Origin of the sequence: Lentzea fradiae, from assembly GCF_900100955.1 — a bacterium.
Taxonomy (GTDB): domain Bacteria; phylum Actinomycetota; class Actinomycetes; order Mycobacteriales; family Pseudonocardiaceae; genus Lentzea; species Lentzea fradiae.
Genome location: NZ_FNCC01000003.1, coordinates 1 through 25,751, shown reverse-complemented (window position 1 = coordinate 25,751; position 25,751 = coordinate 1). Strand labels below are relative to the sequence as shown.

General features: G+C 71.9%; 24 protein-coding genes and 1 pseudogene. 12 read left to right on the top strand and 13 right to left on the bottom strand.

The genetic code is table 11. The features are described 5' to 3' along the window. Positions 1-28 precede the first annotated feature (28 nt). The 3 genes from BLT23_RS07395 to BLT23_RS07385 all read right to left on the bottom strand — a co-directional run bounded on the left by BLT23_RS07395 (position 29) and on the right by BLT23_RS07385 (position 5,023). A complete protein-coding gene (locus BLT23_RS07395; RefSeq protein WP_245743781.1) occupies positions 29-271 on the bottom strand; it encodes an STAS domain-containing protein in 243 nt (80 codons plus the stop codon). Next, positions 252-4,463: a SpoIIE family protein phosphatase gene (locus tag BLT23_RS07390; RefSeq protein WP_245743779.1), complete on the bottom strand. Its 4,212-nt coding sequence runs from the start codon at positions 4,461-4,463 to the stop codon at positions 252-254. The genes BLT23_RS07395 and BLT23_RS07390 overlap by 20 nt, the downstream gene beginning before the upstream one ends. 140 nt (positions 4,464-4,603) lie before the next feature. Beyond that, positions 4,604-5,023 (bottom strand): DUF3592 domain-containing protein, encoded by a 420-nt coding sequence (locus BLT23_RS07385; RefSeq protein ID WP_143035856.1) that lies wholly within the window; start codon positions 5,021-5,023, stop codon positions 4,604-4,606. Positions 5,024-5,288: 265 nt separating this feature from the next. On the opposite strand from BLT23_RS07385, the gene BLT23_RS07380 reads away from it, so the two are divergent. The 4 genes from BLT23_RS07380 to BLT23_RS07365 all read left to right on the top strand — a co-directional run bounded on the left by BLT23_RS07380 (position 5,289) and on the right by BLT23_RS07365 (position 8,840). Further along, positions 5,289-5,951 carry a lytic polysaccharide monooxygenase auxiliary activity family 9 protein gene (locus tag BLT23_RS07380; RefSeq protein ID WP_090046987.1) on the top strand — a complete coding sequence of 221 codons (663 nt, stop codon included), beginning with the start codon at positions 5,289-5,291 and terminating at the stop codon, positions 5,949-5,951. 111 nt (positions 5,952-6,062) lie between these two features. Beyond that, positions 6,063-6,647: a TetR-like C-terminal domain-containing protein gene (locus tag BLT23_RS07375; protein ID WP_245743775.1), complete on the top strand. Its 585-nt coding sequence runs from the start codon at positions 6,063-6,065 to the stop codon at positions 6,645-6,647. Further along, the gene (locus tag BLT23_RS07370) at positions 6,644-7,780 is read left to right on the top strand and encodes a GDSL-type esterase/lipase family protein (RefSeq protein ID WP_090046983.1); all 1,137 of its coding nucleotides are present in this window, start codon (positions 6,644-6,646) and stop codon (positions 7,778-7,780) included. The genes BLT23_RS07375 and BLT23_RS07370 overlap by 4 nt, the downstream gene beginning before the upstream one ends. A gap of 37 nt (positions 7,781-7,817) precedes the next feature. Continuing rightward, positions 7,818-8,840 carry an LLM class flavin-dependent oxidoreductase gene (locus tag BLT23_RS07365; RefSeq protein ID WP_090046982.1) on the top strand — a complete coding sequence of 341 codons (1,023 nt, stop codon included), beginning with the start codon at positions 7,818-7,820 and terminating at the stop codon, positions 8,838-8,840. Between the two features lie 22 nt (positions 8,841-8,862). Here BLT23_RS07365 and BLT23_RS07360 read toward each other — a convergent pair whose 3' ends face one another. Continuing rightward, the gene (locus tag BLT23_RS07360) at positions 8,863-9,309 is read right to left on the bottom strand and encodes a winged helix-turn-helix transcriptional regulator (protein ID WP_090046981.1); all 447 of its coding nucleotides are present in this window, start codon (positions 9,307-9,309) and stop codon (positions 8,863-8,865) included. 81 nt (positions 9,310-9,390) lie between these two features. Between BLT23_RS07360 and BLT23_RS41270 the strand changes: the two genes are divergently transcribed. Then, on the top strand, positions 9,391-10,077 hold the full coding sequence (locus BLT23_RS41270; protein WP_245743773.1) for a nitroreductase: 687 nt from the start codon (positions 9,391-9,393) through the stop codon (positions 10,075-10,077). A gap of 54 nt (positions 10,078-10,131) precedes the next feature. Here the strand turns inward: BLT23_RS41270 and BLT23_RS07350 are convergent. Then, positions 10,132-10,971 (bottom strand): annotated as a pseudogene (locus tag BLT23_RS07350) (pyridoxal-phosphate dependent enzyme); the annotation flags it as partial. 387 nt (positions 10,972-11,358) lie between these two features. Continuing rightward, entirely contained in the window at positions 11,359-12,084 is a 726-nt protein-coding gene (locus BLT23_RS07345) for an SDR family oxidoreductase (RefSeq protein ID WP_090046980.1), read from the bottom strand. 77 nt (positions 12,085-12,161) lie between these two features. Here BLT23_RS07345 and BLT23_RS07340 point away from each other — a divergent pair, with 77 nt between their 5' ends. Then, positions 12,162-13,046: a LysR family transcriptional regulator gene (locus tag BLT23_RS07340; protein ID WP_090047742.1), complete on the top strand. Its 885-nt coding sequence runs from the start codon at positions 12,162-12,164 to the stop codon at positions 13,044-13,046. Beyond that, complete coding sequence (locus BLT23_RS07335) at positions 13,030-13,836, top strand: MBL fold metallo-hydrolase (protein ID WP_090046979.1); 807 nt, start codon at positions 13,030-13,032, stop codon at positions 13,834-13,836. Before BLT23_RS07340 ends, BLT23_RS07335 begins: the two co-directional genes overlap by 17 nt. 75 nt (positions 13,837-13,911) lie before the next feature. Here BLT23_RS07335 and BLT23_RS07330 read toward each other — a convergent pair whose 3' ends face one another. Further along, positions 13,912-14,469 carry a TetR/AcrR family transcriptional regulator gene (locus tag BLT23_RS07330; RefSeq protein WP_090046977.1) on the bottom strand — a complete coding sequence of 186 codons (558 nt, stop codon included), beginning with the start codon at positions 14,467-14,469 and terminating at the stop codon, positions 13,912-13,914. A gap of 108 nt (positions 14,470-14,577) precedes the next feature. Here BLT23_RS07330 and BLT23_RS07325 point away from each other — a divergent pair, with 108 nt between their 5' ends. After that, on the top strand, positions 14,578-15,453 hold the full coding sequence (locus BLT23_RS07325; protein WP_090046975.1) for an NmrA family NAD(P)-binding protein: 876 nt from the start codon (positions 14,578-14,580) through the stop codon (positions 15,451-15,453). Positions 15,454-15,457: 4 nt separating this feature from the next. Here the strand turns inward: BLT23_RS07325 and BLT23_RS07320 are convergent, their stop codons facing one another. The 3 genes from BLT23_RS07320 to BLT23_RS07310 all read right to left on the bottom strand — a co-directional run bounded on the left by BLT23_RS07320 (position 15,458) and on the right by BLT23_RS07310 (position 19,498). Continuing rightward, the gene (locus BLT23_RS07320) at positions 15,458-18,004 is read right to left on the bottom strand and encodes a toll/interleukin-1 receptor domain-containing protein (RefSeq protein WP_090046973.1); all 2,547 of its coding nucleotides are present in this window, start codon (positions 18,002-18,004) and stop codon (positions 15,458-15,460) included. A 156-nt stretch (positions 18,005-18,160) separates the two neighbouring features. Continuing rightward, positions 18,161-18,583 carry a hypothetical protein gene (locus BLT23_RS07315; RefSeq protein WP_090046971.1) on the bottom strand — a complete coding sequence of 141 codons (423 nt, stop codon included), beginning with the start codon at positions 18,581-18,583 and terminating at the stop codon, positions 18,161-18,163. A 126-nt stretch (positions 18,584-18,709) separates the two neighbouring features. Next, positions 18,710-19,498 carry an SDR family NAD(P)-dependent oxidoreductase gene (locus BLT23_RS07310; RefSeq protein ID WP_090046969.1) on the bottom strand — a complete coding sequence of 263 codons (789 nt, stop codon included), beginning with the start codon at positions 19,496-19,498 and terminating at the stop codon, positions 18,710-18,712. A 90-nt stretch (positions 19,499-19,588) separates the two neighbouring features. On the opposite strand from BLT23_RS07310, the gene BLT23_RS07305 reads away from it, so the two are divergent. Next, positions 19,589-20,167: a TetR/AcrR family transcriptional regulator gene (locus BLT23_RS07305; RefSeq protein ID WP_090046967.1), complete on the top strand. Its 579-nt coding sequence runs from the start codon at positions 19,589-19,591 to the stop codon at positions 20,165-20,167. Positions 20,168-20,188: 21 nt separating this feature from the next. Here the strand turns inward: BLT23_RS07305 and BLT23_RS07300 are convergent, their stop codons facing one another. The 3 genes from BLT23_RS07300 to BLT23_RS07290 form a co-directional block, all read right to left on the bottom strand. Beyond that, positions 20,189-21,466 carry a cation:proton antiporter gene (locus tag BLT23_RS07300; RefSeq protein WP_245743771.1) on the bottom strand — a complete coding sequence of 426 codons (1,278 nt, stop codon included), beginning with the start codon at positions 21,464-21,466 and terminating at the stop codon, positions 20,189-20,191. Positions 21,467-21,561: 95 nt separating this feature from the next. Further along, a complete protein-coding gene (locus BLT23_RS07295; protein WP_090046963.1) occupies positions 21,562-21,942 on the bottom strand; it encodes an STAS domain-containing protein in 381 nt (126 codons plus the stop codon). Between the two features lie 110 nt (positions 21,943-22,052). After that, positions 22,053-22,751 (bottom strand): GAF and ANTAR domain-containing protein, encoded by a 699-nt coding sequence (locus tag BLT23_RS07290; protein ID WP_090046962.1) that lies wholly within the window; start codon positions 22,749-22,751, stop codon positions 22,053-22,055. A gap of 89 nt (positions 22,752-22,840) precedes the next feature. On the opposite strand from BLT23_RS07290, the gene BLT23_RS07285 reads away from it, so the two are divergent. The 3 genes from BLT23_RS07285 to BLT23_RS07275 all read left to right on the top strand — a co-directional run bounded on the left by BLT23_RS07285 (position 22,841) and on the right by BLT23_RS07275 (position 25,662). Then, complete coding sequence (locus tag BLT23_RS07285; protein WP_090046961.1) at positions 22,841-23,857, top strand: Ppx/GppA family phosphatase; 1,017 nt, start codon at positions 22,841-22,843, stop codon at positions 23,855-23,857. 94 nt (positions 23,858-23,951) lie between these two features. Further along, complete coding sequence (locus BLT23_RS07280; RefSeq protein WP_090046959.1) at positions 23,952-25,154, top strand: PP2C family protein-serine/threonine phosphatase; 1,203 nt, start codon at positions 23,952-23,954, stop codon at positions 25,152-25,154. A 115-nt stretch (positions 25,155-25,269) separates the two neighbouring features. Continuing rightward, complete coding sequence (locus BLT23_RS07275; protein ID WP_090046957.1) at positions 25,270-25,662, top strand: hypothetical protein; 393 nt, start codon at positions 25,270-25,272, stop codon at positions 25,660-25,662. Positions 25,663-25,751: the final 89 nt, after the last annotated feature.

Sequence of the window (25,751 nt, the reverse complement as noted above, 5' to 3'; positions counted from 1 at the left end):
AACGTGGGGCCCCCGCGTTCCCGCGGGGTCAGGCGTCCATGCCGTGGACCTTCGCCATCGACGTCAGGCCCGACACCTCGATGATCGGCGCGAGCAGCGGGCTCGCCACGATCTCCGCGCGGTCGGCGTAGGTGAACAGCACGCTCATCCCCGCGCTGTCGATGTAGAGCACCTCGGTCAGGTCCACCACGAGCGGGCCGGAGGTCTCCGCGAGCGCGGCGGAGAAGGCGGAGGTGTTGCTCAGGTCTATCTCACCTACCGCCTTGACCACCGACCTCCCCTGCGAGTCGGTCGTCTTGTCGATCTTGAGCGGCGTCATCGTTGATCATCACCTGCATCGTCACGGTCGTACCGGTCGGGTCGGGGAGGATGGCTACTTCGTCCATCATCGACAGCATGATCGTGGTCCCGCGGCCGCGGCGCGCCTCGGGGTCGTCCATCGGGGTCTTCCAGGTGCCGGAGTCCGCGACGGTGGCGAGCAGCGCGGCGTCGCCCGCGGTCTCCAGCCGGATGCGGACGTCGCGGCGCCGTGTGCCGCGGTAGGCGTGCTCGATGGCGTTCGCGCACGCCTCTCCGACGGCCAGCAGGACGCTCTGGGCGCGTCCGGGGGAGAACCCGCACTGGCGCAGCCAGTCGCGCACGGTGCCGCGGGTCTCGTGCAGCCGGTTCGCCTCCGCCGGGAAGGACAGGTCCAGCGGCGCGGGGTGCCGGTAGAGCAGCAGCGCCACGTCGTCGTCGTAGCCGTCCGCCGGCGCGAGGTCCGCCATCAGCTGGCCTGCCAGGTCCTCCAGCCCGCTCGACCGTCCTTCCTGGACGGCCAGCGCGGCCTTCTCGATGCCTTCGGTGAGCGAGCAGCGGCGGCGTTCCACCAGGCCGTCGGTGTAGGTGAGCAGGGTGGACCGCGGCGGCAGCGTGCACTCGGCCTCGGTGCGCCGCACACCCGGTTTGACCGCGATCGGGATGGACCGGCCGCCTTCCAGCAGCTCGGTGGTCCCGTCGGCCAGCGCGAGGATCGCGGGCGGGTGCCCGGCGCTGGAGTAGACGAGGTGACCCGTCGCCGGGTCGAGCACGCCGCAGAACACCGTCGTGCACAGGGCTCCGGGGATGGCGGCGGCGAACCGGTCGAGCGTCATGAGCGCGTGCGCGGGCCCGATCTCCTGCAACAGCAACGCCCGGCAGGCACTGCGCAGCTGGCCCATCACGGCGGCGGCGGTGAGGCCGCGGCCGACGCAGTCGCCGACGACGATGCCGATCCGCCCGTCGGGCAACGGGAACGTGTCGTACCAGTCGCCGCCGACCTCCAGCGGCCGTGCCGCCGGCTCGTAGCGCACCGCGAACCCGCCCGGCAGGTGCGACGGGCCGAGGATGGCCCGCTGCAACGCCAGCGCCGTCTCGCGCTGCTGGTCGATCTGGTGCGCGCGGGACAGGCCCTGCGTGAGGTGACCGGCCAGCAGCGACAGCAGGATCTCGTCCTGGTCGGTGAACTGGTGGCGCTGGTCGAGCCGCAGCCACAGCACCATCGGCCCGTCGGGGTGCTCGACGACGACCGCCGTGCTGCCGTCGCCGACGAAGACGGGGATGAGCGCGGGGTGGTCGGTCAACGCGCCGAGGGTCGTGCGCTGGCTCTCCTGCAGCTCGTCCCAGTCGAGGTCGCCGTCCGCGCCGCACACCCGCGGCGTGTCGCCCTTGCCGAAGACCGCTGCCAGCACGTCGGCACGCCACAGGTGCCGCAGCTGGTCGAGCGCGCCGGTCAGGGCGTCGGCCGTGCTGGTCGCCCGCGACAGCCGCACGCTCATCTCGGCTAGCGCGGTCTCCCGGCGGCGCGCGTGGTGCTCGGCCGTCACGTCGCGGAACGTGCCGACGGTCATCGTCCTGCCGCTGTCCGGGTCGCGGGCCGGGTTCATCAGGGCGCTGACCCACAGCCGCCTGCCGTCCCGGTGCGTCACGGGCACGGTGTGGCCGCGCTGGTCGCGTCCCGACCGCGCCTCGAACGCGGCGTTGAACTGCTTGCGCGCCTCGGGGTCGGTCTCCTCGTCCGGCCACCACGGGTGCGGCGCGGGGTAGGGCAGGCCCTCCGGGCCGTAGCCGAGGATGTCGGTGAACGCGGCGTTGATCTCGACCACCGTGCCGTCGTCGTCGCAGACGAAGAACGCCTCCTGCAACGAGTCGATCAACGCGTCGCGCCAGCGGGCGTGCTGGCCGCGCAGGCGGAACAGGTCGACGTTCGCCCGCACGCGCGCCAGCAGGTCCGCGGCGGCGAACGGCTTCACGAGGTAGTCGTCCGCTCCCGCCCGCAGGCCCTCGCCGGACGCCTCCTGCCCGGCCCGCGCCGACAGCAGCAGCACCGGCACCGCCATCGTGCGCGGGTCGGCGCGCAGCGACGTGACGAGCGACAGGCCGTCCATGCGCGGCATCATCACGTCGCTGATCACCAGGTCCGGCGGGTGGGCGCGGGCCGACTCCAGCGCCGCGAGGCCGTCGTTGACCGCGCGGACCTGGTACCCGGCCCGCACCAGCAGCCGGGTCAGGTACTCGCGCATGTCCGCGTTGTCGTCGGCGACGAGCACGGTGGCGGTGACCTCCGGCGCGGCGCTGCCCGCCGTGTTGAGGAGCAGCTCGTCCACGGTGAGGCCCTGGTCGGGCAGCCACCGCAGCGCCTCCTGCACGAACGGCGCGGCGATGTCGGACGGCGCGGGCAGCGCGGTGTCCTCGGTGACGGCGTCGGCGGGCAGGTGGTCCCTGCCGAACGGCAGCTCGATGACGAAGCTCGTGCCGTGGCCCTCGGTGCTGTGCACCTGGACGACACCGCCGTGCAGGCCCACCAGCTCCTGCACCAGGGCGAGCCCGATGCCGCTGCCCTCCTTGGACCGCGACCAGGTGTGCTCGATGCGGTGGAAGCGCTCGAACAGCCGTGGGATCTCGTGCTCCGGCACGCCCACGCCGGTGTCGGTGACCGTCACGACCGCCCGGCCGGCCGCCGCCCGCACCGAGACGCCCACCGAGCCCTCGATGGTGAACTTGAGCGCGTTGCTCAGCAGGTTCAGGACGACCTTCTCCCACAGCCCGAGGTCGACGTAGACCGGTTCGGGCAGCGGCGGGCAGTCGATCTCGAAGGCCAGCCCGGCCTTCTCCACGGCCGAGCGGAAGACGCTCGCGAGCTCCGCGGTGACCGTCGCGAGGTCGACGGGCTGGTAGCTCGCCTGCATGCGGCCCGCTTCCAGCCGCGAGAAGTCGAGCAGCGTGTTGACGAGCTTGCCGAGCCGCAACCCGTTGCGGTGGATGACCTCCAGCTCCTGCGACGACCGCGGGTCCGCCTGCGCGAGCCGGTCCCGCAGGTCGCCGAGCGGCCCCATGATCAGCGTCAGCGGCGTGCGGAACTCGTGGCTGATGTTGGAGAAGAACGCCGTCTTGGCGCGGTCGAGCTCGGCGAGCTCCTCCGCCCTGCGCTGCTGCGCCCGGAAGTCGCGGGCACCGGCGATCCCGGCGGCGAGGTGGCCCGCGACCAGGTCGACGAACCCGCGGTAGGTGTCGTCGAGGGGGCGGTGCCGGTCGAGGCCCGCCACCAGGAACCCGTACGGCTCACCGCCCGCGCGTTGCAGCGGCACGACCAGGGCAGTGGTGGGCGGCTGCTCCCAGGCGCCGGTGGGCAGCCCGTCGATCCCGGCGAGGTCGACGACGACGGACTCGCCGCGCTGCGCCGCCGCCACCGGCCACACCGCGTCCTCGTCCTCCGGCCACACGGACGCGGGGGCGGCGGCGTGACCGCCCTCGATGCCGGTGGTCCCCGCCAGCCGCGCGTGGCCGTCCGAGAAGAGGTAGGTGACGGTGAACGGCAGGTCCCGCTGGTTGCGTTCGAGCTGCGCGCAGGCGAACGCCAGCACCTCCTGCTCCTCGCGCGCCACGCTCGGGTCGGAGCCGAGGTCGCGCAACGTCTCCATCCGCCGCTCGCCGATGACGCGGTCGGTCTCCTCGCTGACGACGCACAGCATCCCCGCCACGGCGCCGTCGTCGTCGCGCAGCGGGCTGTAGGAAAAGGTGTGGTAGGTCTCCTCGGGATAGCCCGAGCGCTCCAGGAACAGCAGCAGCGCCTCGTCCCAGGTGGCCTGCCCGGAACTGAGCACGCTGTCGACCCTGGGCCCGATGTCGTCCCAGATCTCCGCCCACACCCGAGCGGCGGGGCGGCCGAGCGCCCACGGGTACTTGCGGCCCAGCGTGTTCAGCCGATAGGCGTTGTTGCAGAAGAAGGTCAGCTCCGGGCCCCACGCCATCCACATGGAGAACCGCGACGACAGCACCACGCTGACGGCGGTTTGCAGGCTCTGCGGCCAGTCCTGCGGCGGGCCGAGCGGCGTCGCGGCCCAGTCGACGGCCGCGAGGTCCCGTCCCACGGGGTCCTCCGCGAACACGTCGGCGAGTTCCGGCCTGCCGGATCTGTGCTCGGTGCTGTCCTCGGCGCGCGTCACCGACTTTTCCTCCACACCTCGGGCGAAGCAGACGTGTCAAGGGTGCCCAATCCGAGTGGCGCTCGCACAACCAGTTGGTCCCAGTGGCGCACCGCACACCGGTTCCGCCGCCGCCGGAGACGGGTCCGGTGTGGACCGCCTCAGGTCCGCGAGCGCCGCCGCGGTGCCCACGCGAGCACGTTCACGGAGATCCCGCCGAGCACGACGACGCCGAGCATGACGCCCACGACCCGGTGTGCCTGGTCGTTGTCGGCCAGCGCCGCGTCGGCCACCTGACCGTTCTCCAGGTCGTAGCGCACGGTGACGCGGTCGCCGGGGTGGCGCGCCGGCCCGTTCTCCGCCAGGGTCGCCACCTGCCGCGAGCCGTCCGGCAGCGGGTACTCGACCTTCACCTGGAAGCTCTTGCCGGACCGCAGCCGCTCCCGCACGGTGCCCTCGGAGCTCTCCCAGGACCTCTGCTCGGCCGACGACCGGAGCACGAACACCAGTCCCGCCACCGCGGCCGCCAGTGCCAGCCCCGCCAGGAACCTGCCCCTGCGAGACCTCAACGTCCTCGTCACCGCACCCTCCTCGGACACGACATCGCCGCCTCGGCGGCCGATGTGACAGCGCGTGGGGTGACCTGGGCGGACGGCCGTTCGGACGGACCGGGCAGCGGCCTGAAGGACCTTCACCGCTCGTCCCCGCAGACGATGATCACCGACTGTGTCCTTGCGGTTTCGAACTGTTACCAGTAGGCTAAATGCCCTGGGAGCGCTCCCAATCTGCCGCTCCCGGTCCGCCGCCACCGCCGCTGCACGTTCAACGGAGAATGGAGGCACATTGATGCGCACGCGCAGCACCTTCGGGTCCCTGGTCAGAGGACGGGGCGTGATCGCGGCAGTCATCGCCGTGCTGGCCTGCACGTTCCTTTGGGTCCCGACGGCCTCGGCGCACGGCACGATCGTGGGTCCGCCCACGCGCGCCTACCAGTGTTGGAAGGACTGGGGGCACCAGCACATGAACCCTGCGATGCAGCAGCAGGATCCCATGTGCTACCAGGCGTTCCAGGCCAACGCTGACACGATGTGGAACTGGATGAGCGCGCTGCGGGACGGTCTCCGCGGCAACTTCCAGGGGGCCACTCCGGACGGACAGCTGTGCAGCAACGCCCTGTCGCGCAACAACTCCCTGAACACGCCCGGCGCGTGGAAGACCACCACGGTCGGCGCGAACTTCACCATGCAGTTGCACGACCAGGCGAGCCACGGCGCCGACTACTTCAAGGTGTACGTGAGCAAGAACGGGTTCGACCCCAAGACGCAGCGACTGGGCTGGGGCGACCTCGACTTCATCACGCAGACCGGCAGGTACGCGCCGTCGCAGAACATCTCGTTCAACGTCCAGACGAACGGGTCGTACCGCGGGCACCACATCGTGTTCACCATCTGGCAGGCATCCCACCTCGACCAGGCGTACATGTGGTGCAGTGACGTGAACTTCGGCTGATCGGAGCCGGGTTCTTCGCTGGAAACAGGGCCGGAACGGCGTGCGGGTTCATCCCGCACGCCGTTTCCTATTTCCCGTAGGCATTCGCCTATGGAGTGTAGGCTGGCTGTCATGCGTGCTCCTCTCACCGCGGCCGTCGTCGTCGCCGAGGCCGCCGACCTCGCGGACGAGGCCGGGTTCGAGGCCGTCACCCTCTCCGCGGTCGCCCGGCGGCTCGGCGTGCAGGCGCCCAGCCTGTACTCGCACGTCCGCGACCTGGAGGCGGTGCGCGACGGCGTGACGGCGCTCGCGCTCGGAGAGCTCGCGGACCGGGTCGGCGCTGCCATCGCCGGACGGTCCGGCCTCGCCGCCCTGCGCGGGTACGCCGCCGCCCACCGCGAGTACGCGCGCCGGTCGCCGGGACGATGGCAGTCGTTGCAACGCCGTGCGGGCGAGGACGTCGTGCGTTCCGCCGCGGCCAGACGTGTGAGCGCGCAGGCCGGTGCCGTGCTGCGGGGCTATCCGGTGCCCGGTGACGAGCACGTGCACGCCGTGCGGGTGCTCGGCAGCACCATCAACGGCTTCCTCGCGCTCGAACGCAGCGGCAACTTCGACCACAGCGACCCGGCTCCCGAGGAGTCCTGGGACAGGACCGTCGTGGCGCTCGACTCACTCCTGCGGGCCTGGCCCGTGCCCGCTGAACAGGAAACGCCATGATCACCACACCGCTGACCGGCGCGTTCGTGCGCGGCGCCGCCGAGCTGGAGGAGACCGCCCGCGGCGTCCTCCCGCACCGCCTGCCGTCGTGGGTGCGCACCCGGTTCCCCGACCCGCAGCTGATGGGGGCGCAGAGCAGGCCGTCCGGCGTGCGGATCGTGCTGGCCACCGCGGCGAGCACGATCGAGCTGGTCGTCCACCCGACGTTCGTGACGTTCCGCGGCGTCGCCCGCCCGCGAGGTCACGTCGACCTCGTCGTCGACGGGGAGGTCGTCGCGAGCGAACGGCTCGGCGGCGGCGACCACGTCGAGACCGACATGGCCACCGGCACGGTCGAGGTCCGTCGGGGCGAGACGTGCACGGTGCGGTTCACCGACCTTCCGACGCGGGACAAACACGTCGAGATCTGGTTGCCGCACAACGAAAGCGTGGACCTCGTCGCGTTGCGCACCGACGCGCCCGCACGGCCGGTCGAGCCGTCGGGGCGGATCTGGCTGCACCACGGCAGCTCGATCAGCCAGGGCTCGAACGCCACGACGCCGACCGGCATCTGGCCCGCCGTCGCGGCCCGGCTCGGCGGCGTGGAGCTGCACAACCTCGGCTTCGGCGGCGGCGCGCTGGTCGACCCGTTCACGGCACGGGTGATGCGCGACCGGCCGGCCGACCTGATCAGCGTGAAGCTCGGCATCAACGTCGTGAACTCCGACCTGATGCGGCTGCGGGCGTTCGTGCCGGCGGTGCACGGCTTCCTCGACACGATCCGCGACGGCCACCCGGACACGCCGCTCCTGCTGATGTCGCCGATCCACTGCGGCATCCACGAGGACACGCCGGGTCCGGGCGCCCTTGACCCGGACGCGCTCGCCCGCGGCGAGGCGACGTTCGTCGCGACCGGCCCGCACGGACCGGCGCCGCAGCTCACCCTGCGCGTCATCCGTGACGCGCTGCGGGAAGTCGTGGCCCACCGGGACGACCCGAACCTGCACCACCTGGAGGGCACGGCGCTGTACGGGGAGCGCGACGCCGTCACGCACCCGCTGCCCGACGCCCTGCACCCGGACTCCGCCACGCACGAGCTGATCGGCCGCCGCTTCGCCGGGCACGCGTTCGGCGCGGGAGGTCCGTTCGCCTGACCCGGCCGATCCGCCGGCGGCTCCGTATAGTTGAAATGTGAAGAAGATTGGCTTCCTGTCGTTCGGGCACTGGTCGGACAGCCCGCACTCGCAGACCAGGTCGGCGGCGGACACGTTGCTGCAGTCGATCGACCTGGCCGTGGCCGCCGAGCAGCTGGGCGCGGACGGCGCGTACTTCCGCGTGCACCACTTCGCCAGGCAGCTCGCCTCGCCGTTCCCGCTGCTCGCGGCCATCGGCGCGCGCACCAGCCGCATCGAGATCGGCACCGGTGTCATCGACATGCGGTACGAGAACCCGATGTACATGGTCGAGGACTCCGGCGCCGCCGACCTCATCGCCGGCGGCAGGCTCCAGCTCGGCATCTCGCGGGGATCGCCCGAGCAGGTCGTGGACGGCTGGCGCCACTTCGGCTACCAGCCCGCGGAGGGCCAGACCGAGGCGGACATGGCCAGGATGCACACCGAGCTGTACCTGAAGGTGCTGGAGGGCGGCGGGTTCGCCCAGCCGAGCCCGCGGCCGATGTTCCCGAACCCGCCGGGCCTGCTGCGCGTCGAACCGCACTCGCCGGGCCTGCGCGAGCGCATCTGGTGGGGCGCCGCGTCCAACGCCACCGCGGTGTGGGCGGCGAAGCAGGGCATGCACCTGATGAGCTCGACCCTCAAGTACGACGAGGGCGGCGCGCCGTTCCACGTCCAGCAGGCCGAGCAGATCCGCGAGTTCCGCAAGGCGTGGACCGAGGCGGGCTGGCAGCGCGAGCCGCGCGTGTCGGTGTCGCGCAGCATCTTCGCGATCACCACCGAGCTCGACGACATGTACTTCGGCGGCGACGGCGAGAGCCGTGACTCCGTCGGCTTCATCGACGGGCCGAACCAGGCGATCTTCGGCCGCTCCTACGCCGCCGAGCCGGACGTGCTGGTGCGGCAGCTCGCCGAGGACGAGGCCATCGCCGAGGCGGACACGCTGCTGCTGACCGTGCCCAACCAGCTCGGCGTCGAGTACAACGCGCACGTGCTGGAGAACATCCTCGTGCACGTCGCACCGGCTCTGGGCTGGCGCTGACCCGCTGAGGTGAGGGCCGGGACTACCGCAGTCCCGGCCCCGCCTGCGGCGTCACGTCGTGTGCGGACAACCGGGTCCCGCACGCGTCGCACTCCAGCTTCACGTGGGCCTCGCCGTCGCAGCCGGTGTGCCGGTAGTGCACGGGCGGGCCGTCGGGCGCCATGTGCGAGTCGCCCCAGTCCCTGATCGCCATCAGGACGGGGTAGAGGTCGTGACCCTTGCGGGTCAGGCGGTACTCCGGGTGCTCGCCGTCCTCGGCGGGCCGCCGCGCCAGGACGCCGTGCTCCACGAGCCGGGTGAGGCGGTCCTGCAGACGGCTGCGCGGGATGCCGAGGTGGCTGCGGAACGCGTTGAACCGGCGCACGCCCGCGAACGCCTCCTTGAGGACCAGCAACGTCCAGCGGTCGCCGAGCAGCACGAGCGGGCGCGTGATCGAGCACGGCAGGTCGGCGAGCTCTTCGTACCGCATGGCGTCACTCTAAACGCAACGGTCTCTTTTCGGGACCACTGCTGCTAGCCTCTGGTCCCGAAAAGAGACCGGAGGTTCCGCGTGAGCACCACGACCGGCACCGCCTTCGAGGCGTTGCGCACGATGCTGGCCGACCGCTGGACGTGCCGGCGGTTCCTGCCGGACCCGGTTCCCCGCGCCGTCCTGGAGCAGCTGCTGGAGGTCGCCCAGCGGACCCCGTCGTGGTGCAACACCCAGCCGTGGCACGTGGAGCTGACCGAGGGCGAGGCCACCGAGCGGCTGCGTTCCCGCCTGCTGGCGCACGTGCGGGAGAACGCCGGGACGCCCGACTTCCCGTTCCCGGCCAAGTACGCGGGCGTCTACCGCGAGCGCCGCAAGGAGTGCGGCGTGCAGCTGTACGAGAGCGTCGGCGTCGCGAAGGGCGACCACGAGGGGACGCTGCGCCAGGCCGTGCGCAACTTCGAGCTGTTCGACGCGCCGCACGTCGCGATCGTCACGACCGAGGCCGACCTGGGGGTCTACGGCGCGATCGACTGCGGGCTCTACCTCACCAGCTTCCTGCTCGCGGCGCAGTCACTGGGGCTGGGCGCAGCACCCCAGGCGGCGCTGGCCACGTACCCGGACTTCTTCCGCGAGCACTTCGGCCTCCCGGAGAACCGGAAGGTCGTCTTCGGCGTGTCGTTCGGCTACCCGGACCGCTCGCACCCGGTGAACTCGTTCCGCACGAGCCGCGCCGACGTGCGGGACGCCGTCACCTGGCACTCGTGACCAGCCCGCCCACCGCACCACGTCGGTGACGGAGGCGTTGCCGCCGCACAGCACGAGACCGAGCCGCGCGCCGGGCCCGACCCGGTCGAGCACGGCGCGCGCCGCCGGGACGAGACACCCGGCGGCCGGTTCCGCCCACACCTTCTGCGTCTCGGCCAGCGTCAGCGAACCCCGTGCCGCCTCGGCGTCGGACACCAGCAGGACGTCCTCCAGCAACGCGACGGCGTGGTCGTAGGTCAGCTGCGAGACGTGGGGTGCCGCGAGAGTGGAGACCACCGACGTGGGCGTGAAGTCGACGGGACCGCCGTCCGCCAGCGCACGGCGCATCGCGTCGGCACCCTCGACCTCCACACCCCACACCCGCACACCGGGCACGAGCGCGTGGAACGCCGTGGCGACGCCCGCCGCGAACCCTCCGCCGCCGATGCTGACCAGCACGTCGGTGAGGTCGGGGGCGGCCTCGGCGAACTCCAGGCCGACAGTGCCCTGAGCGGCGACCACGATCGGGTCGTCGTACGGGTGCACGAGCGTCCTGCCCGCCGCCACCAGGTCGTCCATCAGCCCGAACGCCGCCGCCAAGCCGTCCGTGAGCCGCACGTCCGCGCCACTGGCACGGGCCAGCTCGACCGAACGGGCCGGAGCGGTCGACGGCATCACCACCGTGGCGGCCACCCCCAGCTCGTGCGCGGCGTCGGCCAGCGCGATCCCGTGGTTGCCGCCGCTGACCCCGACCACCCCCGCCGCCCGCGCTTGCCCGGACAGCGAGAGGATCTTGGCGAACGCGCCGCGCGCCTTGAAGGAACCGGTGCGCTGCAACAGTTCCAGCTTCACCGTCGTCGGTGCGCCCAGCAGCGCGGACAGGCCGGGCGAGGGAAGGACCGGGGTGCGCAGCACCCACCTGTCGACCAGCCCGGCCGCGGCCCGCACGTCGTCGATCGTCAGCAGCTCCGCCACACCACCCAGCCTAGGCTTCCTCCCGGCAATGCTCTCCGTAACGCCCCACCCCACCCGCAACGCACTTTCGCGTTTCCCGCCGGGTACGCGGGGGCCCTACGTTCCCTCCTGTGGTACGCGGGGCTCCCGCGTACCAAAGCCGCGTCACGCAGAGGAGGCGGCGTCCGCTGTACGGGTGACACGCGGACGGGTGGGCGAGGGAGGCGGCGGGACAGCAGCCCTGGTGCAGTCAGGCGATCGGCTTCGGCGGGAAGCGCCGTGCGCGGTATCCGCGAGCCGTGCGGGGGGCCTGCGGCGGGCACGCCCGCGTTCGGCACAGGGCCGGTGTCACCAGGGCACCACGCCGTTGTCGTCGAAGAACCCGCCGCGCGGACCGTCGTCGGGCAGCGTGGCGAGGTGGAGGGCGATCGCGGCGCCCTGCTCCGGCGTGCGCGACGAGGCGAACCCGGTGAAGTCGGTGGCGACGTAACCGGGGCACGCGGCGTTGACGAGGATGTTCGTGTCGGCGAACTCGCGGGCGTACTGCGCGGTGATGCTGTTGAGCATCGACTTCGACGGCGCGTAGGCGGCCATCTGCGGGCCGGTCTGCAGCGTCAGCGACCCCATGTTGCTGGACAGGTTGACGATGCGCGGCGTCTCCGACCGGCGCAGCAGCGGCAGCATCGCGTTCGTCACCCGTACGACGCCGAAGACGTTGGTCTCCAGCACGGTGCGGACCACGTCGAGGTTCAGCGTGGACGGGATCTGCACGCCGTTGTCGACCGGGCCGCCGATGCCCGCGTTGTTCACGAGCACGTCGAGGCGGCCCGCGGTCTCCTCGACCGTCTTGGCGGCCAGCGCGGCACTCTCGTCGGAGGTGACGTCGAGGGCGACCCCGAACGCGTCGATCCCCTTCGCGCGCAGACGCTCCACGGCCTCCTCGCGCCGCGCGTCGTCGCGGGCACCGACACCCACCTTGAACCCGAGACCACCGAGGCCCTCCGCGATGGCGAAACCGATTCCCTTGTTGGCGCCCGTCACGAGCGCGGTCTTCTTGTCGTTCACGAAATCCATGCTCAGCCCGCTGACACCGGTACGTCCAAGACTGTTCGGGTGCCCTGTGATACCCGAGGGGTATTAGCCTGGTGGTCGTGCAGGACATCGAGACCCGCGAGCTCCGGTACTTCGTCGCCGTCGCCGAGGAGCTCCACTTCGGACGCGCGGCCGAACGGCTCGGCATCGCCCAGCCCCCGCTGTCGCGCGCGATCCGGCAGCTGGAGCACCGGCTCGGCGTGCAGCTGCTCGACCGCGACCGCCGCGGCGTGGCGCTCACCGAAGCCGGGAAGGCACTCCTGCACGAGGCGAAGACGGCCCTCGACGCCATCGCCGCCGCCACCCGCCGGACGCAGCGGGCCGCGGCGGGCTCCCGTTCGCTCGTCCTCGTCACCAAAGCGGGCGCGACGCACGAGCTGCTCGAACAACTGCTCGCCGCCGCGGAGGCCGAGCCCGACCCGGTGGACGTCGAGGTGCTCCTGTGCGAGGTGGGGGAGCAGGCGGGGTTGCTGCGCGACGGCACCGCGGACGTGGCGATCATGCACCGCCCCTACGACGACCTCGCGGGCTTCGACACCGAGGACGTCCTGACGGAAGGCCAGGTGGCGATCCTGCCCAGGGCGCACCCGCTCGCCTCGCGGGAGAAGCTCCTGCTGGAGGAGGTCCAGAACGTGCCGGACCTGCCGATCGCCCGGTGGCCGCGCCTCGACGGCACCTACCCGGAGGGGCCGGGACCGGAGGTGCGCAACCAGGCGAAGCTCGCCCAGCTCGTGGCGCTGGGCAAGACGCTGCTCGTCATCCCGGCCTCCAGCCGCGCCTGGCAGTGGCCGCGGCACGTCGCCGTGCCGGTGATCGACGCCCCCGACGTCACGACGGTGGTGGCGTGGCAGCCGAGCAGCCGGTCGCGGACCGTCGCCTCGTTCGTGCGCAAGGCGATCGAGGTCCGGGAGAGGCTGATGGTGTCCGATGCGCAAGACAGCTGAAGGCACGCACCACGCGTCGTTCGACTTCGGCGGACTGACGGTCGTGGCGCTGCTGGACGGACACGTCGACCTCCCGGCGTCCCGGCTGCGCGCGGCCGATGGCGGTGCCCTCGACCCGTTGCCCGCCGAGGTGCCGTTGGTCGACGGGCGGCTTCGCTTGTCCGTCAACGCTTTCCTCGTCGACGACGGCGAGCGGCGGGTGTTGGTGGACACGGGCGCGTCGAACAGCTGGGACCCCACGATGGGCAGGCTGCCGGACAGCCTGCGGATGGCCGGTGTCGACCGCTCCGCCATCACCGACGTCGCGATCACGCACGCGCACTGGGACCACCTGAACGGACTCGTCGCTCCGGACGGGTCGGACGCTTTCCCTTGTCTGGAAAGGGTTTTCATCGGCTCCGGTGACGAGGGGCGGCTCTCGGGAGAGCTTGCCCGGTTCCGGGACCGGGCCGTCCTCGTCGCCGAACCGGTGCCGGTGACGCCGTGGATGACCGCGTTGCCCGCCTCCGGCCACACACCCGGACACACCGTCTACGAGGTGCGCTCGGACGCGGGCCGGTTGCTCGTGTGGGGCGACACGGTCCACGTGCCGTCGGCGCAGTTCGCGCGGCCGGACCTGGTGTGGGAGCTGGACGACGACCAGGACCGGGCCCGCGCCGCCAGGGCCGCGCTGCTCGCCCGGCTGGCCACGCCGGGACACTTCGTCGCCGGGGCCCACCTCGACTGGCCGGGGGTCGGGTGGGTCGTGGCGGACGGCCCCGGCTACCGGCTGCTCACCGACCTGACGTGACCTGACCGCCTGCCGGGGCTGGATCGCCTGCCGGGGCTGGATCGCCGGCAGCGCCTGCTCGCCGGGAGACCTCCATCACCGGCGGGGGCTGATCCCGGTGACCGCCACGGCCAGCAGGCGGTCCGCCGCGGCCTTCGGGTCCCGGTGGTTCTCGGTGACCATCGCGATGCCCACGACGAGCGACATCAGCTCGAACGCCGTGACGTCCCGCGCGACCGCGCCGGCCGTGATCGCCCGGCGCAGCAACGGTTCCGCGGCGTCGGAGATCGCCGACGCGCACGAGTTGCCCTGCACGGGGTCGGTCTCGTAGGACAGCGCCGTCGCGAGCCCGCGCGCGGTGACGCAGTACGCCGTGAGGTCGCCGAGCCAGGTCAGCAGCGCCTCTCTCGGGTCGCCCTCGCCGGTCAGCTCCCGCGCCCGTTCGGCGAGTGCCTCGACGCGCTGCCGGGACACCGCCTCCAGCAACGACTGGCGGGTCGGGAAGTGGCGGCGCACCGTGGCCGACCCGACCCCGGCGATCCTGGCGATCTGCTCGAGCGACGCCCCCGCGCCGTGTTCGGCCACCTCCTGCTCGGCCACGGCGAGGATCCGCCCGTGGTTGCGGCGGGCGTCGGCGCGCTGGCTTGCGGTCATGGTGACCTCGTGGTTGATAAACGGCGGGACCCGCCATATCGTAGCGGACGACCGAAACGGCGGGCCCCGCCGTTTCGGGTTTCCCGCTCTGTTCCCCAGAGGAGAGTCATGTCCGTGCTCGTCACAGGTGCCACCGGTAAGCAGGGCGGCGCCGTCGTCCGCGCCCTCGTCGCGGCGGGAGTGCCGGTGCGCGCCTTGGTCCGCGATCCCGGGTCCGGCCGCGCGCAGGCCCTCGGGGTCGAGCTCGTGGCGGGCGACCTCGGTGACCGCGACTCGCTGGTCCGCGCGACCGAGGGTGTCCAGTCGGTGTTCTCCGTGCAGATCGCGCCGTTCGACGGCAGCGGGTTCGACTTCGCCGCCGAGGTGGCCCAGGCGCGCAACCTGGTCGGCGCCGCGCTGGAGTCCGGTGTCCGTCAGCTCATCCAGACGACCGTCGACGGTGCGGGCGAACGCGTCGAGGACGAGCGCTACCCGATGATCGAGGCGTCGCTCAACGCGAAGGCCGCCGTCCAGGACCTGGTCCGGGATGCGGGCTTCGAGCGGTGGACGATCTTCAAGCCCGGCTTCTTCATGGAGAACTTCCTGCCGTCGCTGAGGTTCCTGTTCCCGCGCGGCGTCGAGGGCGGCCTGGTGAGCATGCTGAAGCCGGACACCGGCGTGGCCCTGTTCGCGGTGGAGGACATGGGCGCCGCGGTCGCCGCCGCCGTCGCGGACCCGGACAGGTTCCACCGCGTGGAGCTGAAGTTCGCGAGCGACTACCTCACGATGACGGAGATCGCGGACGTCCTGTCCCGCGCGCTCGGCACCGAGCTGACCGCGCCGGACCTGACGCTCGACCAGGCCCGCGCCGCCGGGATGCCGGAGATGGGCGCGGGCCACGACCGCTTGAACGAGACGGGCATGGAGGGCCGCCCCGAGTACGCGCGGGAGCTCGGCCTGCCGCTGACCAGCTTCGAGACCTGGGCGCGGGCCACCCTGGCATGACCGCTCACCCGCACGGCCAGGCCACGTCGATGCCGCCGAGGCGGCGCTGACGTTCCTCCGCGGACAGCTCGCCGGAGACGAGCGGGCAGAGCGTGCGGACCCACGCGGCGGGGTCCGCCTCCCAGACCGCGAGCGCACCGTCCTCGCGCGCGGTCAGGAGCCCGCGGTCGGCCGTCGCGGCGAACCCGGTGACGGCTCCCTGACCGGCGTGCTGCCAGGAGCCGACCGGGGTGCCGTCCGCGGTGTCCCACAGCAAGAACTCGCCGGTGGCCGGGTCGAGCTGGGCGACGAGGTCTCCGGCGAACGCCACCCGTGTCTTCGGCGTCGGCTGTCCCAGGCCGAACACCCTGGTGGCCGTGCCGTCGTTCAGCAGCACGCGGCCGTCCGCGTCCGTGGCGGACACTCGGCGGCCGTCGCTGCTCACGGCGAAGCTCTGGACGTCCGCCGGGAAGTTGATCTGACGCGGGTCGGTGAGCCCGGTGTGCTCCCAGCGCCAGAGGACGATGTCGGTGCCGCCGGACGCGGCGGTGCGCGCCCTGGTCACGACCGCGATCGCGGTGCCGTCGAGGTTCGCCTCGACCTGCTGGTCATCCGGTGACGGCGTGGTCACCGGAGTCTCGCCGACCACGGGCTTGCCGCCTGTTCCGACGGTGACGAGGTGGCGGTTGTCGCCGAGGAACACGCCCTCGGTCGTGAGGTGCTCGCCGTCCGGGCTGAGCCGCACCCGCCGGCCGGCCGGGGGAAGCGCTTTCCGCTCGGTGAGGGTGCGGACGTCGCGCAGAGACGTGCCGGTGGCGCCGGAGATCGCGGCCGTTCCGCTCGCGCTGACGGCCACACCCTCCACTGTGGACTGGTTCGTGGCCTTCGCGCGCAGGCGGTTGTCGCGGCCGGGCGAGGTCACCACCGCCGTGCCGTTCTCGGAGATCGAGACGACCCGGGTCCCGTCGTCGCTGATGCGCAGGTCGCGGATCTTGGTGGGGTGGTGGAAGAGGCGGGCCGTCCGGTTGAGGTCCCGGTCGTGGAGCAGCACGTCGGCGCCGACGCCGGCCACGATGCGGTGGCCGTCGGCGGACATGCTGACACAGCAGGCTTCCTCGTCCAGGGTGATGGCGCGGGTCTTGGTGGTGCCCTCCCACAGTTCCAGCGAGGTGCCGTCGACCAGCGCCGTGGAAGCCGCACCAGTGGCCATCGCGCGGGGCCAGGTCCTCGACGCGGGCAGGGCGCTCCAGGTCCCGGTCTCCGGGTCGAAGATCGCGAGAGGAGCGTCCGGGGTGCGGCCCTGAGCGGTGTGGAGCTTGCCGTCCCGGAACTCCAGCGGCCCGCCGGGGGCGTTGCCGCCCTCGACCGTGAGCAGCGGCTGACCGGTGTCCGCGTTCCAGACGCCCAGGTTCGGGGTGAGCCCACCGGTGCTGCCCCCGGAGACCGCGACCAGGTGTCCGTCGGCGGACAGGGCGATCCGTTCCGGGGCGCCGCCGAACGGGATCTCCCGCCGGAGCGAGCCGTCCGCGGTGTTCCACAGCTGGACCACCGTGCCGGTCGTGCTGGCGAGCAGACTGCCGTCGCCGTTGAGCGCCAGCGCCCAGGAAGGACCGGGAAGAGTCCTGTCCTTCAGCACGATCGGACCGTCGCTGTAGGCGTGTGCGGTGACCGCGCCGTCGGCGCTGATGGCCACGTTCGCCGGGACGCCGACGTTCGCCGGCCTGTGCCGGGTCACCGTGTCGGTGCCGGGGGAGAGGACCTTTTCGAGGTGCCCGGTTTCGTCCAGCGTCCGCATCAAGGCGGCTTTCGCCTCGGTCGAACGCGCGGCGCTCCACGCCGTCAGCGCGAGCGTGATCGCCAGGTTCGGGTCGGTCTGGAACAGCCGGCGCGACTCCTCCGACAACGCCCTGGACAGAGCCAGTCTGGCCTGCTCGGTGGCACGGTCCCGTTCGGCCACGGCCACCCGCTGCTGCCACACCGCGATCCCGCCCGCCGCCAAGGCCAGCGTCAGCAGGCTCGCCAGCACCGCGACCAGGCGGCGCTGCTGCTTGGAGTCCTCGCTGATCAGGTTGTCCTTGGGGATGCCGTGGACACCGGCGGCGAGAGTGGCGGCCCTGGCCCGGAACTCCGCGCCGGTCAAGGACTCCGGGTCGCGCAGGTCCACCCAGAGGGGTTCCGCCTGGAACCAGCTCTGGAGGGAGTCGGGGAGAGCCGTGGTCCTGGACCAGTCGAAGTCGTTCGTCCGCTCGTCCCAGACCAGCTCGCCGCCGGTGAGGGCGATCAGGAAGGTGTCCCTGGATTTTTGTTGTCGCCACAGGGATACCTCGCGGTTCACCCAGGGGGAGGCGGCCGACTCCGGGCAGGCCAGGAGGGTGAACGTCCGGGAGTTCTCCAGGGCCGTTCGGATGGAGGACCAGAGGTCCGGGCTCGCGGCCAGGCTCACGTCGTCTCGGAAGACTTTGAGGGCTCTGGGCTTGTACCAGGGTCTGCCGATTGTGTGCAGGGCTCGTTGGAGGCGTTTGGCCAGGGGTCTGTCGGCTGCGTGGCTGTAGGAGATGAAGCCGTCGTACATCGTTTGGGCCCCCCTTGGTGATGCGTGGGGGAGTTTACGGAGGCGGGGGTGGCGGGGTGGGGGAACGGGCGGAAGAGCTGGAAGCGTGGCCGGGGCCACCGCGTGGTTCCGGGCTCGCCGGACCGCGGTGGTGTGAGCGGGCGGTGGCCCTGTGCGTCAGCCGCAGTGCGAAGGGCCGTCGTACCAGACGGTCCACACGCCGTTGAGCGTCACGCCGCCGCCCCAGTCGATGCAGGTGCCCGGGGCGTCGACCTTCACCGGACCGGCGTAGGTCGTGTACTTGTCGTCGTCGTTGATGTACGGGCCGATCGACCCGCTGGACTTCTGCTTGGCGATGGCGGCCAGGAGCCGGATCGGGTTGCCCGGGTTGGTCCGCCAGGTCACCACGCAGTTGGTCGTGCCGTTGTAGAGCAGGTACACCGTGGCCACGTTGCCCAGCTTGTGGCTGTCGATCTGGTGGTAGCTGCCGCCGCCGCAGGCCGCGATCGGTGACGACGCCGCGTTGCCCGTCGCCGGGGTGACCGCCAGCGCCGCCGCGGTGGCGCAGCCGACGGCCAGGGCCTTCTTCAGGAAGTTCACGTGTCCCTCGCGTTCGTCCGTGGTGGTGCTTGTCGATCATGGGACGCGCGCGCGGCGGGGCGGAGGAAGTCGGACGGTGTCGGACGTAGTCGGACACCGTCCGTCCCGGGGGAATCGTTGACGTGGTCAGGCGGTCTTGAGCGTGCCGCCGTCCACGGTCCAGTTCGAGCCGATCGCGCTCGGCATGGTCGGGGACGCCAGCAGCACGACCGCGCGGGCGATCTCGGCCGGGTCGACCAGGTCCTTGGTCAGCATGCCGAACTGCTCGGGCAGGCCCTTCTCCAGCTCGGCCTGGTCGACGCCCGTGAGCTCGGCGAGGTCCGCCGAGAGGCTGCCGGCGCCCACCATCAGGTCGGTGCGCGTCCCGGAGGGGGTGACGGCGTTGACCCGGACGCCCGCCTTGCCGGTCGCCTCGGCGAGGCCGCGGGTGAACGCGTTGAGCGCGGCCTTGGCGGCGGAGTAGGGCAGCGGCGAGGTGTGCGGGTAGCGGGCGCTGGCGGAGCTGATGTTCACGACGGCGCCCCGTGCCTTCGTGAGCGCGGGCAAGGCGGCGCGCGTCGTGCGCACAGCGGAGCTGAGGTTCAACGCGAACACGTTCGCCCATGTGTCGTCGTCGCCGTTCATCGGGTCGTCGAACACCCGGTCCGCCCGCTCGGCGCCACCCGCGTTGTTGACCAGCACGTCGAGGCGCGGGTCCAGGGCGAGCACGGCGTCGACCAGCTTCGCCGGGCCGTCCGGGGTGGCCAGGTCGGCGGGGACGAACACGGCTTCGGTGGCGGCCAGTTCCGGGGTGGCCCTGCGGGCGGTCGCGACGACCGACGCCCCCTCGGCCAGGAAGGCGTGCACGATGGCCAGCCCGATCCCCCTGCTCGCACCGGTCACGAGCACGCGCTTGCCTTCGAGCTGCAGGTCCATGAACTTGTTTCCTCTCTCGGCGGGTTGCCCATTAAGTGATACACGGCTGTCGCACTTCCTGCAAGTGAGACACTGCTGTATCTTTTAGGCATGGGAACCGGAACCCGGCGGTTGCGTGCGGACGCCGAGCAGAACACCGCGCGGATCCTCGAGGCCGCCGCGAAGGTGCTGGCCGCCGACCCGTCGGCGTCGCTCGAACGCATCGGGGAGGCCGCCGGGCTGACCCGCGCGACCGTGCACCGCCGGTTCGCCTCCCGTCAGGCGTTGCTGGAGGCGTTGGCCGCGCAGCTCAACCAGCGCTACGTCGACGGCCTGGAACGGTCCTGTGTGGATAACCCGTCGCCGCGCGAGGTCCTGCTGCGCTTCACCGAGGCCGTGTTCGAGCTCAAGACCACGCACCTGTTCGCGATGGAGCTGGTGGGCACCGACTGCGCCACCGGGCTGAGCCCCGAGGTGGTGGCGGGGATCGAGCGGATCTTCGCCAGGCTGCGCGCGGCGGGGGAGATCACCGAGACGGGGGACCGGTGGTGCCGGCGGGTCTACCTGGCGCTGCTGCACGAGGTGCACCTGCTGCCCGGCGACGCGGCCGAGCTGCGGAAGCGGTCGCGGGCGGAACTGGTCGTCGGCAGCGTCCTGGGAGCGCTCGGAGGCATGCCGGGTCAGGGCTGAGGCGCGCCCGCCCGGCAGGCGTCACACGTGGGTCTCGGCCGCGTTCTCCTCGCCGCCCTTCTGCCGCCGTTTGCGGTCCAGTAACCACATCACGGGCGACGCGGACAGGCCGTGGATCACGATCGAGCCGATCACCACCAGACCCACGATCCGCCAGATCGTGTCATGACCGGCGAACTCGCCTTCGTGCAACGCATAGGTGACGTAGAACAACGACCCGATGCCGCGGACGCCGAAGAACGCGATGACAGTGCGCTCCCGCGGCCCCGTCTTGCCGCCCAGCAGCCCAACCCATCCCGCGGCGGGCCGGACGAGCAGCAGGACCGCCGCGGCGACGGCGACCTCGTTCCAGCGCAGGCCGGACAGCAGGCCCGACACCGCGGCACCACCGAGCAGGAACACGATCACGACGGTGAGCATCCGTTCGGTCTGTTCCACGTAGTCGTGCAGGACCTGGTGGTAGCCGTGGCGGCGTTCGGCGGCACGGATCGTGCAGGCGCAGACGAACACCGCGACGAACCCGTAGCCCTCGGCGAGCTCCGTGACGCCGTAGGTGAGGAACGTGGCGGCGAGCGCCACGAAACCCTCCGCGTGCTCGGACAGGCGCAGCTTCTTCGACGGCGCCGAGAAGAACAGCTTCCCCAGCAGCCAGCCGACGCCCAGGCCGATCGCGATGCCGCAGCCCAGCCGCCACAGCAGGTCCACGCCGAGCCAGTGCGGCAGCCAGCCGGACGGCGCCACCCCGGCGAGGCTGATCGCGATGGCGGCGTAGGTGAACGGGAACGCGAGACCGTCGTTCAGCCCGGCCTCCGAGGTGAGCGCGAACCGCGCCTCGTCCTCGTCGGAGTCCGGGTCGTCGGCGGGCTCCGCCACCTGCACCTCGCTCGCGAGCACCGGGTCGGTGGGGGCGAGCGCCGCCGCGAGCAGCACCGACGTGGCGGCGCCGAGACCGAGCGCCCACCAGCCGAGCAGGCCCACGCCCAGCATGGACAGCGGCATCGTGACCGCGAGCAGCCGCCAGGTCGTGGCCCAGCGGCGCAGACCCGGCGCGCGGTTGACCGCGAGACCGGCGCCCATCAACGAGATGATCACGCAGATCTCGGTGAGGTGCAGCAGCACCGAGGCGTGGGCGTCGGGATCGGGGTCGGGGAGGTCGTCGACGACCGCGAACGTGAGCGCGCCCGCGCCGAGGAACACCATCGGCATGGAGACGGGAGCGCGGTCGAGCAGTCGTGGCAGGAGCGCGGCGCCGAGGGTGGCGAGCCCCGCACCCGTGTACAGCAGGGAGCCTGGATCCACTGTCCGCCTTCCGGTCATCGGTGGGGCGGACGTCATACCCGTTGCGGTGATTGACAAAACCCGCGGCCCGGCCGACTGTCCGGTGGGGACGGTCGTCAGCTCGCGGAACGGATCTCCCTGCCCGACAGCGCCCGCGGCACGTCCGGGTAGGTCGTGAGCACCTCGTCCAGCCCGGAGGCGGCGATGACGCGCACCACCGCGCGGTGCGCCGCCGCGATCCGCAGCGAGATGCCGGAGGCTCTGGCCACGCGCTCGTGCTTCAGCAGCTCGTTGAGCCCGGCGGAGCCGAGGAACGTGACGCCGCTCAGGTCGGCCACGACCGGGAACGGCGGTGTCGTCAGCGCGACGGCCGTCCGCAGCTCCGACCCGAGCGCGGCCACGGTGTTCTGGTCGATCTCACCCCTGGCGCTCACGACGACCGACTGGCCGTGGACCTCGCGTTGCACCTGCAAGGGCAGGGAGAAGTCGTAAGACATGGCAGGTGCCTCCTGGTCCCTAGCGGGCTTGGTGCCGGAAGAAGGGACGCAGCTGCAGGCTCAACCGCTCACCACGAAGCTTAGCCGTTCGAAAGACAATCGCAAACTGCTCAGTCTTGACCGGTGGGCAGCTTTCGTGTCGTGGTGAGGTGCTCGGCGATGTCGCGCAGCTTCAGGTTCAGGTACTGGCTGGCGCGGACGAGCACGGCGAACGCCTGGTCGGCGTCCATCTGGTGGCGTTCCATCAGGATGCCCTTGGCCTGGCCGATCAGGTCGCGGGTCGCCACGGCCTCGCCGAGCTGCTCGCGCTCCGTCGCGGCCGCGAGCGCGATCGCCGAGTGCCCCGCGAACAGGCTGCCGACGTGCACGGACTCGTCGGCGAACGCGCGGGTGCCCGCCGCGTAGAGGTTCAGCGCGCCGAGGTCCTCGTCGTCCACGAACAGCTGGAACGACAGCATGCTCCCGACCTTCAGGTCGGCGGCCTTGCGCCCGAACGCCCGCCACCGCTCGTCCCCGGCGACGTCCGGCACCGAGACGATCTTCTCCAGGTACAGCGCGGTCAGGCACGGGCCCTCGCCGGAGTCGAGCTGCGCCTGGTCGACCTCGCACGGCAGCTCGCCGGTCGTCGCGACGGTCTTGATCTCCTTGCGACCGGTGATCGTCATGATCCCCGCGTGCTCGGCACCGGGGATCGACCCGACCGCGGCGTGCACGATCGCGTCGAGGGTCTCCTGCTCACCGCGTTGCCGCCGCAGCCCGCGTGCGATGTCGGTCAGCTGCGTGGCCAGATCGGAGTCGTCGTGGGCCATGTGACCGGGTACCCGCGACCGCCGTGACTCACTCGGGGGAAACCGAGGACCGTTCGGTTGGGTGGTCCGTCAGCGGGTATGCGCCACCCATGCGTCTGGGTGTGCTGGACATCGGGTCGAACTCCGCGCAGCTGCAGATCGTCGACGTCCGCCCCGGCGCCCCGCCGCTGCCGGCGCACTCGGTGAAGGAGCCGACGCTGCTCGGCGAGGAGATCGAGCCGGACGGCTCGGTCAGCGCCGCGGGCGTCGAGCGGGTGGTGCGGGCCGTGGCGGGCGCGCTGGCGGCCGCCTACCGGCACGGCGTCGACCAGCTCTACCCGTTCGCGACCTCGGCCGTGCGCGACGCCACCAACCGCGACGAGATCGTCGGCCGCGTCGAGGCGGAGGTGGGGCTGCGCCCGCAGTTCCTCTCCGGCGAGCACGAGGCCCGCCTGACCTACCTGGCGGCGCACCGCTGGTACGGGTGGTCGGTCGGCAGGCTGCTGCTGCTCGACATCGGCGGCGGCTCGATGGAGATCGCGCTGGGCCGCGACGCCGACCCGGAGCTCGCACTGTCCCTCCCGCTCGGTGCCGGGCGCCTGACCAGGGCGTTCCTGCCGCACGACCCGCCGAGGCGAGCGGAGCTCAAGGCGTTGCGCACGCACGTGCGGGACACGCTCGGCGAGGTGGTCGACCGGCTGCGCTGGGAGAGCGTGCCGCGCAAGGTCGTGGCCACCTCCAAGACGTTCAAGCAGCTGGCGCGGCTCGCGGGGGCTCCGCCGCAGCGCGAGGGCCCGTTCGTGACCCGCGAGCTCACCCTCGACGACGTCCGCCGGTGGATTCCACGGCTCGCGAGGATGTCCGCGGCGCAACGGGCCCGGCTGCGTGGCGTGTCGCAGCCACGGGCCAGGCAGATCCTCGCCGGGGCGGTGGTCGCGCATGCGGCCATGACCGCGCTCGGCGTCGAACGGCTGCAAGTCTGCCCGTGGGCCCTGCGGGAGGGGATCATGCTGCGACACCTGGAGAACACCTCCGACTGCACGGTCGCGTTGCCGTTGCAGCCGCTCGTCCGCCTCCCCGAGCCGCGTGACGCCACGATTACCCCGCTGCACAACCAACCGGGATAGGCTTGTCGATTACGCTCCCGCAGACGGCGAACACGTGTAACACGTCGCCGCACGACGTAGTGTCGTGACCACGCTGGGTGCGTACGGAGGTGGAATGGCCGAGCCGAGCTCGATTCGCGTGCGCGTCCTGGACGCCGTCACCGACGGGGCGCTCAAGCAGCTCGACCTCGACAAGCTCCTGGAGGTGCTGCTCCGGCGCACCAGGGAGCTGCTGGCCGTCGACACCGCGACCGTCCTGCTGGTCGACCGCTCCGGCGAGCAGCTGGTCGCGCGGGCCACGTCCGGTCTGGAGGAGGAGGTCTTCCAGGGCGTGCGCGTGCCGGTCGGCAAGGGCTTCGCCGGTCGTGTCGCCCAGCTGCGCGAGGCCGTGCGGATCGAACGCGTCGATGAGTCCACCGTCGTCAACCCGCTGCTGTGGGAGCACGGCCTGCGGGGTCTGCTCGGCGTGCCGATGATCGCCGAGGGCGAGCTGACCGGGGTCCTGCACGTCGGCACCACGACGTCGCGCCGGTTCACCGACGACGAGGTCGACTCGTTGCAGCTCATCGCCGACCGCCTCGCGCTCGCCGTCTACGTCGACCGCACCCGTTCCGAGCGCAACGCCGCCACGATGCTGCAGGAGAGCCTGCTGCCGTCGAGCCTGCCCAGGCCGGAGGGCTGGGAGCTGGCCGCCCGGTACGTCCCCGGCGCGGAGAGCGGCGTCGGCGGCGACTGGTACGACGTGTTCGAGCTGCCGGAGGGCCGGATCGGCGTCGTCATCGGCGACGTCGTCGGCAACGGGCTGCGGGCGGCCGTCGTGATGGGACGGTTGCGCAGCGCCCTGCGCGCCTACGCGCTGGAGTACTCCGACCCCGGGCAGGTGCTGGCCAAGCTCGACCGCAAGGCCAGCTACTTCGAGCACAACACGATGGCCACCGTCTCCTACGCGATCATCGACACGACGGCCCATCGGATGACCGTCGCCGTGGCGGGCCACCTGCCGCCGGTCATCGCGGTGCCCGGCGAGGAGGCGGGCTTCGTGCCCGGCCGCGTCGGCCCGCCCGTCGGGTTCGACCTCGGCACGACCGGCCGGACCAGCGCGGAGATCGACGTGCCACCCGGCACGGTGATCGCCCTCTACACCGACGGTCTGGTGGAACGGCGCGGCGAGGACCTCGACCAGGGCCTGGAGCTGCTGCGCGCGACGCTCGGCCCGATGGACCCGGAGAGGGCGTGCGTGCGGATCATGGCCACCCTCGTCGGCGACCGGCAGGCGACCGACGACGTCGCCCTCGTGGTCATCCGGCACGTCGGCTGACCGCGCGGCGGACATCGTGCCGCAGGACACGTGCCCGATTCGGCCGCATCTCGGCACGACCCGCATTACGGTGTGATCGTCAAGCGGGTGAGAGGCGTGAGAGGCGGGACCGGGCGTGACGTCGTGGACCGAAGTGATCAACTATGTCCGGCTCCGGTACGAGGTGCTCGAGGAGACGGACAGCTGGCTGCGCTTCCGCCTCGACACCCCGGGGGAGCGGACCCAGCAGGTCGCGGTGCACCACCTGCCCGACCTCGACGGTGTGGAGTGGCTGGAGATCTCCTCGGCCGTCGGCAGGGCCGCAGACCTCGACCTGCTCGCCTTCCTGGAGCTGGCGGGCAAGACCGAGGTGGGCGGTGCCGCCGTCGTGGACGGCGTCGGGTTGCTCAAGCACGTGGTGCCGCTGGAGCACCTGAGCGTGCAGGAGGAGTTCGGCCGGCCGCTGACGCTGCTGGTCGAGGGTGCCGACAAGATCGAGCACGAGCTGACCGCGAAGGACCACTTCTAGATGATTGATTCCTGGATCTTCAGTGGTCGTAGGCGATCAGTGAGCGCTTGACGGGTGCGTCGATGATCCAGTTGTGCCAGATCGCGGCG